General features: G+C 67.5%; 11 protein-coding genes. 8 read left to right on the forward strand and 3 right to left on the reverse strand.

All coding sequences use genetic code 11. The features are described 5' to 3' along the window. Window position 1 precedes the first annotated feature (1 nt). On the forward strand, window positions 2-742 hold the full coding sequence (locus LG661_RS19775; protein WP_230533662.1) for a precorrin-2 C(20)-methyltransferase: 741 nt from the start codon (window positions 2-4) through the stop codon (window positions 740-742). Continuing rightward, window positions 739-1,503: a precorrin-3B C(17)-methyltransferase gene (gene cobJ, locus LG661_RS19780; RefSeq protein ID WP_230533663.1), complete on the forward strand. Its 765-nt coding sequence runs from the start codon at window positions 739-741 to the stop codon at window positions 1,501-1,503. The genes LG661_RS19775 and cobJ overlap by 4 nt, the downstream gene beginning before the upstream one ends. Here the strand turns inward: cobJ and LG661_RS19785 are convergent. After that, window positions 1,485-2,237 carry a cobalt-precorrin-6A reductase gene (locus tag LG661_RS19785; protein ID WP_230533664.1) on the reverse strand — a complete coding sequence of 251 codons (753 nt, stop codon included), beginning with the start codon at window positions 2,235-2,237 and terminating at the stop codon, window positions 1,485-1,487. The genes cobJ and LG661_RS19785 overlap by 19 nt on opposite strands. On the opposite strand from LG661_RS19785, the gene cbiE reads away from it, so the two are divergent. Genes cbiE through cobM form a run of 3 tightly spaced genes read left to right on the forward strand, consistent with a single transcriptional unit; the run spans window position 2,230 to window position 4,639 of the window. Next, window positions 2,230-3,489, forward strand: coding sequence for a precorrin-6y C5,15-methyltransferase (decarboxylating) subunit CbiE (gene cbiE, locus LG661_RS19790; protein ID WP_407666756.1), 1,260 nt, complete (start codon window positions 2,230-2,232; stop codon window positions 3,487-3,489). The two genes, LG661_RS19785 and cbiE, sit on opposite strands and share 8 nt — an antisense overlap. Further along, the gene (locus LG661_RS19795) at window positions 3,486-3,872 is read left to right on the forward strand and encodes a cobalamin biosynthesis protein (RefSeq protein ID WP_230533666.1); all 387 of its coding nucleotides are present in this window, start codon (window positions 3,486-3,488) and stop codon (window positions 3,870-3,872) included. The genes cbiE and LG661_RS19795 overlap by 4 nt, the downstream gene beginning before the upstream one ends. Then, the gene (gene cobM, locus LG661_RS19800; protein ID WP_230533667.1) at window positions 3,869-4,639 is read left to right on the forward strand and encodes a precorrin-4 C(11)-methyltransferase; all 771 of its coding nucleotides are present in this window, start codon (window positions 3,869-3,871) and stop codon (window positions 4,637-4,639) included. The genes LG661_RS19795 and cobM overlap by 4 nt, the downstream gene beginning before the upstream one ends. A gap of 14 nt (window positions 4,640-4,653) precedes the next feature. Here cobM and LG661_RS19805 read toward each other — a convergent pair whose 3' ends face one another. Next, a complete protein-coding gene (locus tag LG661_RS19805; protein WP_230533669.1) occupies window positions 4,654-5,757 on the reverse strand; it encodes a cobalt-precorrin-5B (C(1))-methyltransferase in 1,104 nt (367 codons plus the stop codon). 71 nt (window positions 5,758-5,828) lie between these two features. Here LG661_RS19805 and cobA point away from each other — a divergent pair, with 71 nt between their 5' ends. Both cobA and LG661_RS19815 read left to right on the forward strand, forming a co-directional pair. Further along, window positions 5,829-6,623 carry a uroporphyrinogen-III C-methyltransferase gene (gene cobA, locus LG661_RS19810; RefSeq protein ID WP_230533670.1) on the forward strand — a complete coding sequence of 265 codons (795 nt, stop codon included), beginning with the start codon at window positions 5,829-5,831 and terminating at the stop codon, window positions 6,621-6,623. Next, on the forward strand, window positions 6,620-7,942 hold the full coding sequence (locus tag LG661_RS19815; RefSeq protein WP_230533671.1) for a cobyrinate a,c-diamide synthase: 1,323 nt from the start codon (window positions 6,620-6,622) through the stop codon (window positions 7,940-7,942). The genes cobA and LG661_RS19815 overlap by 4 nt, the downstream gene beginning before the upstream one ends. A gap of 76 nt (window positions 7,943-8,018) precedes the next feature. Here LG661_RS19815 and LG661_RS19820 read toward each other — a convergent pair whose 3' ends face one another. Then, window positions 8,019-9,068, reverse strand: a complete 1,050-nt coding sequence (locus tag LG661_RS19820) for an alpha/beta fold hydrolase (RefSeq protein ID WP_230533672.1) — start codon at window positions 9,066-9,068, stop codon at window positions 8,019-8,021. Window positions 9,069-9,730: 662 nt separating this feature from the next. Between LG661_RS19820 and LG661_RS19825 the strand changes: the two genes are divergently transcribed. Then, the gene (locus LG661_RS19825; protein WP_230533673.1) at window positions 9,731-9,958 is read left to right on the forward strand and encodes a hypothetical protein; all 228 of its coding nucleotides are present in this window, start codon (window positions 9,731-9,733) and stop codon (window positions 9,956-9,958) included. Window positions 9,959-10,032 lie beyond the last annotated feature (74 nt).

The raw sequence follows: 10,032 nt of genomic DNA on the forward strand, positions 1-10,032 counted from the left end.
CATGACCCAAGGGACGATCCGATTCTACGGCCTGGGGCTCGGCCCCGGCAATCCGGATTACATGACGGTGCGTGCCCGCAACGTGCTGGAGACGGCCGACCGGCTCGTTCATTTCTGCAAACGCGGCAAGCGCGGCAACGGCCGCACCATTGCGGACACCGTCGTCGGCAGAGACCCGGAGCGGGAGATCGCCCTCGTCTATCCGGTCACGACGGAAATCCCGGCCGATCATCCGGATTATGCCGCCGCCCTGAATCCCTTCTACGAGGCGGCGGCGGCGCAGCTGCTCTTGGAGATCGAGGCGGGCCGAACCGTTGCCGTCCTGTGCGAGGGCGATCCCTTTTTCTACGGCTCCTTCATGCACCTCTGGTGGCGGCTCAAGGACAAGGTGCCGACCGAGGTCGTGCCGGCGGTTTCCGGAATGTCCGGAGCCTGGACCCGAGCCGGCGCGCCGATCACCTGGGGCGACGACGTGCTGACCGTGACCCCCGGAACGCTGCCTGAGGCGGAGCTGACGCGCCGGCTCTCCGGCACGGATGCCGCCGTGGTGATGAAGCTCGGACGCAACCTGCCGAAGGTGCGTGCGGCGCTCGCAACAGCGGGCCTTCTGGAACGCGCCATCTATGTGGAGCGCGCCACCATGGCGGAAGAGCAGATCGTTCCCCTACCCGAGCTGCCGGATGATTGGGAAGCTCCCTACTTCTCGCTCATCATCGTACCGGGCCAAGGGAGGCGCGTATGACGGGCCACCTCATAATCATCGGCCTTGGTCCCGGCGATCCGCGCTGGCTGACTCCTGCGGCTTCCGAGGCGCTGGCCTCGGCCACCGATCTCGTGGGTTATGGCCCCTATGTCGACCGCGTACCGGAAAGACCCGGCCAGCGACGCCATGCTTCAGACAACCGCGTCGAGCTCGACCGCGCGGGCCTTGCCCTCGGCCTTGCCGCGGAGGGAGGCCGTGTCGCCGTGGTCTCCGGCGGCGATCCCGGCGTGTTCGCCATGGCGGCGGCGGTGTTCGAGGCGCTTGAGAGCGGCGACCCCGCCTGGCGCAGCCTCGACATCCGCGTGGAGCCCGGCATCACGGCCATGCTCGCCGCCGCCGCCCGCGTGGGCGCGCCCCTGGGCGGCGACTTCTGCGCCATGTCGCTCTCGGACAATCTCAAGCCCTGGGATATCGTGGAGGCGCGCCTGCGAGCGGCGGTTGCCGCCGATTTCGTGGTGGCTCTCTACAACCCGATTTCCTCCGCCCGGCCTTGGCAGCTCGGCGCAGCCTTCAAGATCGTCGCAGAGATGCGCAGCCCCGACACGCCGATCATTCTCGCCCGTGCGGTGGGAAGGCCCGACGAGCGCATCAGGATCCTGCCGCTCGCCGAAGTGGAGGCCTCCCTGGCCGATATGTCCACCGTGGTGATCATCGGCGCCAGCACGACCCGGCTCATCGAGAAACCCGAGGGCGATGCGCCTTGGGTCTACACGCCCCGCTTCTACGGAGAGCGGCCGTGACGGCGTTCGAGCCAGTCGAGCGCCGCCTCGGCAGTCGTGACCTCCTCGACGCCTTCGGGCTTTCCAGGCCGCGCCACGATGATGACCGGCAGGCCCAGGGCGCGCGCGGCGGCAATCTTCGGATAGGTGGCAGCCCCTCCGGAATTCTTCGTCACCACCACCTCGATGCGCTCCCGTTCCATGAGCGCGCGCTCCGCAGCCTCGTCGAAGGGGGCGCGGTCGCGAATGGCAACGACGTTCGGAACGGGCAGCGCATCGCCAACCGGCTCGATGGTGCGGACCAGATAGGTATGCTGCGGCCCGGCGGCGAAGGGCGGGAGCTCAAGGCGGCCCACCGTGAGGAAGACCCGGCGGGGCGCCTTCCCGAGAGCATGAACGGCCGCGTCCATGGACGGCACCTCGGTCCAGCGGTCGCCCTCGCGAGGGCCCCAGGGCGGACGGCGAAGGGCAAGCAGCGGAACACCGGCCTTCGAACAGGCCTCGGCAGCATTGCGGGACATGATGGCGGCGAAGGGGTGGGTCGCATCGACCACCGCCTCGACCCGCTCGTCGTGCAGGAAACGGACAAGACCCTCCACGCCGCCGAAGCCGCCGATGCGGGTTGGTATCGGCATGAGGCGCGGGTCGCTGGTGCGGCCGGCCATGGAGAGAACGGGGCTGAACTCGGACCGACCGGCAAGCCGCGCCGCGAGCGCGGAGGCTTCGGTGGTGCCGCCCAGAACGAGAATGCGCATGAGCCCCTTTTCCTCGAATTCTGACCTTAAGTCGAGCACGGCACCGGGCCGCCCCTGGCTGACCGTCATCGGCATCGGCGAGGATGGTCGCGCGGGCCTCTCCTCTCTGGCGCTCTCAGCTCTCGACCAGGCGGAATTTGTCATCGGAGGCGCACGCCACCTCGACCTTGCTGCCCCCTTGGCTGCGCGCGCACAGACCTGGCCGAGCCCCTTTGCCGATGGCTATCCGATGGTCCTGGCGCGCCGGGGCCAACCGACCTGCGTGCTCGCGACGGGCGATCCGTTCCACTATGGCGTAGGCGGCGAACTCGCCCGGCTGATTCCGGCCGATGAAATCGTCTGCTTTCCGCAGCCCTCCGCCTTCAGCCTTGCCGCTGCCCGCATGGGCTGGTCCCTGCCGGATTGCGACTGCGTGAGCCTTCATGGGCGGACGCTGGAACGCGTCATTCCCCATCTTCAACCGAATGCGCGCTTCCTCGCATTGTCGTGGGATGGCTCGACACCCGGCAGGCTCGCAGACCTTCTGAAGGCGCGGGGCTTCGGGGCTTCGATGATCACCGTGCTCGAAGCATTGGGCGGACCGCGCGAACGCATCCGCCGCGCGAGCGCGGCCGCCTTCGACATTGGGGAGATCGATCCGCTCAATACGGTGGCCCTGGAAGTTTTGGCAGCGAATGACGCCCGGGTTGTCACCCTTGCCCCCGGCCTCCCCGATTCCTGGTTCGAGAATGATGGCCAGCTCACGAAGGCGGAAATGCGTGCCCTGACGCTGGCGGCGCTGGCCCCCAGGACCGGCGAACTGCTGTGGGACATCGGCGCGGGTGCAGGCTCCGTCGGCATCGAGTGGTGCCTGCGCCACCCGCGGAACCGCTGCATCGGGATCGAGGAGCGCGGCGACAGGGCAGAGCGGGCGCGACGCAATGCGGCCGAACTCGGCGCGGTGGCCCTCGAGGTCCGGTTCGGCCGCGCGCCCGAGGCGCTCGCCGGCCTGCCCGCGCCGGATGCGGTGTTCATCGGCGGCGGCGCGCCCGAGCCCGGCGTATTCGACGCCGCCTGGACGGCGCTCAGGCCCGGCGGACGCCTCGTCATCAATGCGGTGACCTTGGAAACCGAAACCCTGCTGGGCTCGCTCCATGCCCGCCATGGCGGAGCGATGCGGCGCTTGGCGCTCTCGCGCCTGGAGCGCGTCGGAGGCATGCACGGCTGGCGGGCTGCGATGCCCGTCACGCAATGGGTGGTGACGAAGGCATGATCGTGGCCGGTGTGGGATTCAGGCGCAACGTCGCCGCAGACGAGATCGTGGCGCTCGTGGAGCAGGCCATCGCCCGTGCCGCCCTGACGGGCGACGCGCTGGAGCGGCTCGCAACGGTTGCGCCCCTTGCCGCGCTTCCCGCGTTCAGGGAAGCGGCGCGCCGCCTTGCCGTCGATACGGCCAGCGTTGCAGAACCCGACCTGACAGCTGCTGCGCCACGCGTTGGCACGCAATCCGCACGCGCCCTCGCAGCCTATGGTGTCGGCTCGGTCGCGGAGGCCGCGGCCCTCGCGGCAGCCGGACCCCGATCGGAACTCATCCTGGAGCGCATCGCCTCAGGCTCCGCCACCTGTGCCCTGGCGCGACGGAAGACACATCCATGACCGTGCATTTCATCGGAGCAGGCCCCGGAGCCGCCGACCTCATCACCGTGCGCGGGCGCACGCTTGTCGAGCGCTGCCCCGTCTGCCTCTATGCGGGCTCGATCGTTCCGCCCGAAATGCTTTCCTGGTGCCCACCTGGGGCGCGCCTCGTCGACACGGCGCCCCTGGATCTCGATGCCATCACCGCGGAATACGTGCGGGCCCATGAATGCGGCGAGGACGTCGCACGACTGCATTCCGGAGACCTTTCGATCTGGAGCGCCATGGGCGAGCAGATCCGGCGACTTGAACCCCTCGGCATCCCCTACACGATCACGCCCGGCGTTCCCGCCTTTGCGGCCGCCGCCGCCGCGCTCGGGCGCGAGCTGACGGTGCCGGAAGTCGGACAGTCGGTAGTCCTCACCCGCACATCGGGCCGGGCCTCCGCCATGCCGGAGACGGAGCGGCTTTCCACCTTCGCTCAGACCAAGGCGACGCTTGCCATTCATCTCTCGATCCATGTGATCGACAAGGTCGTCGAGGAGTTGCTGCCGTCCTACGGTGCGGAGTGTCCGGCCGCAGTCGTCTGGCGCGCATCCTGGCCGGACGAGCGGGTCATCAAGGGCACGCTGGGCACGCTGGCCGCCATGGTGCGCGCCGAGAAGCTGGAGCGCACCGCCCTGATCCTCATCGGCGAGACGCTCGCGGCAAAGGACTTCCGCGACAGCGCCCTGTATTCGACCGGTTATGACCGGCGCTTCCGGCCCAGTGCCCGCGAGGGCAGCTGATCATGCATGCGACCTCAGGTGACCGGATGGAACGGCATGCGGCCGACGAGAGCGCCGTTGCGGTCGAACACGATGATTTCCAGTGCGATGGCGGATCCGCTCAGAGCCTTGGCGGCGGTCTTCCACGCGTGCTGCGCCACCACGTCTCCCAGCGGGATACCGAGACGCCGGGCTGTCTCCAGAACCTCGAGGGCCGTGTTGGCGTCGCGAGCCGCCTCTGCGAAGGAAGGTTCGGCTCCCGCCTCCGCAAGACGCATCGAGAGCCAGTCGAGGTCGACTGCGCCGGAGCGCGAATGGAGATCGAGCAATCCCTGCCCAAGCTTGGTCATCTTGGCGAAGCCGCCTGCGACCGTCACCTTGGGCACCGGGTTGCGCCGCAGGTATTTCAGCATGCCTCCGGCGAAATCGCCCATGTCGATGAGCGCCTGCTCCGGCAGACGGTACAGAGCCTGAACGGCTTGTTCGGAGGTCGAGCCGGTGGCTCCCGCCACGTGATCAAGGCCGCCAGCGCGCGCCACATCGATGCCGCGATAGATGCTGTGGATCCAGGCCGCGCAGGAATAGGGCACCACCACGCCCGTGGTGCCGAGAATCGACAAGCCGCCCAGGATGCCCAGGCGCGGGTTCAGGGTCCTGCTGGCGATCGCTTCGCCGCCGGGAATCGAGATTTCCACCTCGACATCCGTGGGGCCGCCGACGCTCTGGGCGGCCTCCTCAAGGTTGTCGTGGATCATCCGGCGCGGCACGGGATTGATGGCGGGCTCCCCGGGCGGCAGAGGCAATCCGGCCCTGGTGACGGTGCCGACGCCCTCGCCTGCCCGGAACGTGATGCCCGATCCCGGCGCGCCAGCGCGGACGGCCGCGATCACCAGCGCCCCATGAGTCACGTCCGGATCGTCGCCGGCGTCCTTCACGATGCCCGTCCGCGCGCCGCCATCGCCCCCCTCGGCGAGAGCCAGGGAGAAGGCAGGCCGCGCTCCACCGGGAAGAGCAATCTCCACCGGATCGGGGAAATCACCCGTCCGCCAGCCCAGATAGGCCGCTTTCGCCGCCGCCGTGGCGCAGGCACCCGTCGTCCAGCCGCGGCGCAACGGTCCGGCGGGTTTCAGCTCGTCCATGCGCCCTCACCTGTCCTTCCCATGTCGTCATATAACCATTTCATAGTCCTCGGTCATGCATGGAGGCAGGCATGACATCCATTGCCGATCTTTCTCCTCCCTTCCTTCCCGGCACGGTCTGGCTCGTGGGAGCAGGTCCGGGCGATCCCGGCCTCCTCACGATCCATGCCCTGAACGCCCTGAAGGCCGCTGACGTCTTAGTGCACGACGCCCTCGTCGATCCGGGCATTCTCTCCATGACGCGCAAGGATGCGGTTCTCGAATATGCGGGAAAGCGCGGAGGCCAGCCTTCGGCCGCGCAGAGCGATATCTGCGAGCGCCTCATCGCCCTTGCGCGGGAAGGCCGCCGGGTTCTGCGCCTCAAGGGGGGCGACCCTTTCATCTTCGGGCGCGGAGGCGAAGAGACGCTGGCCCTGGCCGAGGCCGGGATCCCGTTCCGCATCGTTCCCGGCGTATCGAGCGGGCTGGCCTCGCTCGCCATTCACGGCGTTCCCGCGACCATGCGCGCGACGAACCATGCCGTGATCCTCGCCACCGGACACAGGGCTCCCGACCAGCAGGCCGATTGGGCGGCTTTGGCGCGCACCGGCGCCCCCATCGTGCTCTACATGGCAGTCTCGAACCTGCCCGGCATCGTTGCGGAGCTGATGGAGGGCGGGTTGCCGGGCTCGACTCCCGCCCTTGCCGTGCATGGAGTGACCACCGCCCGCGAGAATGTCCTGGAGGCCTCTCTCGATCAGTTGCCGCATCTGGTGGAGGAAGGCGTGATCCGCTCGCCTGCCATCATCGCCATCGGCGCCATCGCCACGTTTCGCAGCGCCATTCACAACCACCTGCTGGACTATGGCGTCGAGGCCGCACAATGAGCCCTGCTCCCGGCCTGCTGATCGCCGCTCCGAGGTCCGGCTCCGGCAAGACGACCGTCGTGCTCGGCCTCCAGCGGGCGCTTGCCCGCCGCGGGCTGCGGGTGCGCGGCGCCAAGTGCGGACCGGACTACATCGACCCCGCCTTCCATGCGGCGGCGACCGGCGCGCCGAGCTTCAACTTCGACAGCTTCGCGATGGGCCGGCCTCTCCTGAATGCGCTTGTGGCTCAAACTGCCGGCGACGCGGACATCGTGATTGCCGAAGGCTCCATGGGCCTGTTCGACGGGGTGCGCCAGGAAACCGGCCGCACCGGCGCGAGCGCCGACATGGCCGCCCTCTTCGGCTGGCCGGTCGTACTCATCCTCGACGTGTCGGGCCATGCCCAATCGGCCGCCGCGGTGGCCTTGGGCTGCGCCCGCTTCGACCCACGCATCACGGTCGCAGGCGTGGTGCTGAACAAGGTGGCGAGCGAGCGCCACCGCAGGCTCGTCGAGGACGGCATGGCGCGGATCGGCCTGCCCGTCCTCGGGGCCCTGACGCGGAATGATGCCCTGTCCCTGCCCGAGCGCCATCTCGGTCTCGTTCAGGCCGGAGAAACCGACGAACTCGACCAGCGGCTGGAACGCCTTGCCGATGCCGTCGAGGCAGTCATCGACATCGACCAGCTGGTTGCCCTGGGGCGTCCGACACAAGCTGACGCCGCTACGGCGGGGACCGCATTGCCGCCGCCCGGGCAGCGCATCGCTCTGGCATCGGACCGGGCTTTCTCTTTCATCTATCCCCACCTGCTCGCCAGCTGGCGGGCGGCGGGAGCGGAGATCCTGCCCTTCTCTCCGCTCGCGGACGAGCCGCCGCCACAGGATGGCGATGTCTGCTGGCTCCCCGGTGGATACCCGGAGCTTCACGCCGGCCGCATCGCCAGCGCACAGCGCTTCCTGCAGGGTTTGCGCGCCTTTGCGCAAACCCGTCCGGTTCACGGGGAGTGCGGAGGCTACATGGTGCTGGGCGAGACCCTGGAGGATGCGGATGGGCATGTGCATCGCATGGCCGCTCTTCTCCCCGTCAGCACGAGCTACGCCAAGCGCAAGATCCACCTGGGCTACAGGGTGGCGCACCTTCTCCATCAAGGGTCACTGGGACAAGCCGGCCAGCGCCTCATCGGCCACGAATTCCACTATGCGTCCGTCACACGAAGCGACGAAAGCCGCGAAGCAGCCTTTGCCGCAATCGCCGACGCTGAAGGCACCGATCTGGGAACGGCTGGCCACAGGATCGGACAAACGACGGGAAGCTTTTTCCATCTGATCGCAACCGGATGACCTTGGGTGGCCAGGAGCAGATTCAGCGAGCAGGCTGCGGCGGGAACAGGGACGCTCGGCGATTCTCGCGTCCTGGTCAGGAATGAATGGCCACACTGGTCCCGGGCGGACCTCCGGTTGACTCGGCAAGCAGTGACGGCCTGTCTGGCTCCATGCCTGGGGCGACCATCTCCGGCCTGCTCGCGAGCCGCCTGACCGCATCAATGACGGCCTTTGGGCAAACATGATGGGCCATGTGCCCGACGCCAGGCAGCTCGACGAGTGCGGCATTCGGCAGGTCCTGCCAAAGCCGCCGGGTCTGGCGCTCGGGATCGACGATCTTGTCGCCCATACCAGTGATCAGGACGGTTGGAGTGTTCACCTGGTGGTAATGCGGAGACAGGGTATCCGCTGTGGCGTCGAGGTATTCCATATCGAGGGCTGCCGCCCTGCGATGACCGGGGCGGCAGCAGAGTGACACCGGGAAAGCCTTGAATCGCTCCGAAACGGGACTGGGCGCAAACAGGAACCGGATCACGCCAGGGGCAATCAGCCGGGTCAGCGGAGGCAATACCGTGTGGCGGAGAAGAAAACCCATCCCCGGCGTGGCGGCAACGGCGACGACTTGGGCCAGCGGCCGTTCGACCGCGTAATAGAAGCCGGAGACCAGCAACAGGCCCGCCGCCTTTCCCGGGAAGGTCAGGGCATGGGACAGGGCGACGAGCGTCCCCCAGGAGTGCCCGACCAGGATCGGCTGCTCGATGCCGAGTTCATTCAGCAGGTCGTCGAGCCATCCGGCCTGATCCTCCGGAGTTTTGAGGTCCCGCAGCGGCTGGCTGCTGTAGCCGTATCCGGGCCTGTCGATCGAGATGACGCGGTGAGATGCGGACAGGGCGTCGAACACCCCCGCAACGACGAAATCATCGAGCAGCCCGCCCGCCCCATGGAGCAGAACGACAGGCTGCCCCCGCCCGGCCTCGCGGATCCGCAGCCAGCCACTCCGCGTCGGGACGAAAGAGCCGGTGGGGGGATGGATCCGCTCGGCAGCCAAGGTCTGAAGACCCGTGGCGAGCGCGCTGCCGGCCAGTGCACCCATCGCCCACAGTCCAATGCGGCCGTGGTTATTCTCAAAATTGCGTCTCGGCATGTTTCTCACTTGGACAGACAGGTCGGACCGATTGGGAAAAGATGTTCGGCAGAGCCGAACTGCCGGTGTCGCGATGCACAGGGAAAGTCGTACGGCACTTGTCCCACGGCGGGCCTGGGGACGTGCCGGAGGCTCGCTCGCCTTCTGCCCTTGATGCGCGAATGCGAGCCTTAGTCGGTGCTGCGCCCCTGGGCCTGTCGCCCCGCTTGTGCTCTAACCCGCACCGCGACAGGCCTGCGGGCCCGGCTCCGTAGGCTCGGCCTGTCACTGGCAGCCAGAAGCAGCACCAATGCCACAGAAAGCCCCAATAGCATTGTCGGATCGAACACGATTCTCCTCCATGGTATGCCGCGCCACCATTGTCGGCCCGGCTGTTCGATTGAGTCTCTGAAGCCAATGCCTCAGAGACGCACCGGTTTCGGCTGAGCAGAAAAGATCGATCGCTTCAGGGCCGGCCAGTTCACTTTCCACGTCCAAGTAAGCAGAGTCGCGGATTTCCTGTACGCCGCTAGATCGTTCCTGAGTTCCTGCCGGAACAGAGCGCCAATCGCCTGGTTAGCGGTCCAGCCTCGAAGCAGGACGTGCCGCATCTCATGCGGTCAGTGGATCCATGGTGTGGTGCGCATTCGAGGTTGTTTGTCCTCAAAAATGTGGAGACGACCATGACGACCCGATCCTGGCGAGCACTCACGGCGAGTGCAGCGGCCGTTGCAGCTCTGCTGTTCGCAGCACCGGCCTCGGCCCAGTTCTATGACGATGAGTATGGTTATGGCGCAGGCTACGGATATGGCGCCGGTTACGGATACGGGGCCGGGTATGGCGATTATCTCGGCGGATATTACGACGACTACACCGGCTACTATGAGGAAGAGGAGGACGACTGGTTCTGAGCGCCGTCTGACAAGCGCCTGGCATTCGCCCTAGCACTACAGTTGCACCTTTCGTTTGCGATGTGAGGCTTGCG

Origin of the sequence: Microvirga roseola (assembly GCF_020866965.1) — a bacterium.
GTDB lineage: Bacteria > Pseudomonadota > Alphaproteobacteria > Rhizobiales > Beijerinckiaceae > Microvirga > Microvirga roseola.

Excerpts from the sequence above, each read along its gene's own strand:
- LG661_RS19775 (WP_230533662.1), top strand. The coding sequence starts at position 2 with ATGACCCAAGGGACGATCCGATTCTACGGCCTGGGGCTCGGCCCCGGC.
- cobJ (WP_230533663.1), top strand. The coding sequence starts at position 739 with ATGACGGGCCACCTCATAATCATCGGCCTTGGTCCCGGCGATCCGCGC.
- cbiE (WP_407666756.1), top strand. The coding sequence starts at position 2,230 with ATGCGCATGAGCCCCTTTTCCTCGAATTCTGACCTTAAGTCGAGCACG.
- LG661_RS19785 (WP_230533664.1), bottom strand. The coding sequence starts at position 2,237 with ATGCGCATTCTCGTTCTGGGCGGCACCACCGAAGCCTCCGCGCTCGCG.
- LG661_RS19795 (WP_230533666.1), top strand. The coding sequence starts at position 3,486 with ATGATCGTGGCCGGTGTGGGATTCAGGCGCAACGTCGCCGCAGACGAG.
- cobM (WP_230533667.1), top strand. The coding sequence starts at position 3,869 with ATGACCGTGCATTTCATCGGAGCAGGCCCCGGAGCCGCCGACCTCATC.
- LG661_RS19805 (WP_230533669.1), bottom strand. The coding sequence starts at position 5,757 with ATGGACGAGCTGAAACCCGCCGGACCGTTGCGCCGCGGCTGGACGACG.
- cobA (WP_230533670.1), top strand. The coding sequence starts at position 5,829 with ATGACATCCATTGCCGATCTTTCTCCTCCCTTCCTTCCCGGCACGGTC.
- LG661_RS19815 (WP_230533671.1), top strand. The coding sequence starts at position 6,620 with ATGAGCCCTGCTCCCGGCCTGCTGATCGCCGCTCCGAGGTCCGGCTCC.
- LG661_RS19820 (WP_230533672.1), bottom strand. The coding sequence starts at position 9,068 with ATGCCGAGACGCAATTTTGAGAATAACCACGGCCGCATTGGACTGTGG.
- LG661_RS19825 (WP_230533673.1), top strand. The coding sequence starts at position 9,731 with ATGACGACCCGATCCTGGCGAGCACTCACGGCGAGTGCAGCGGCCGTT.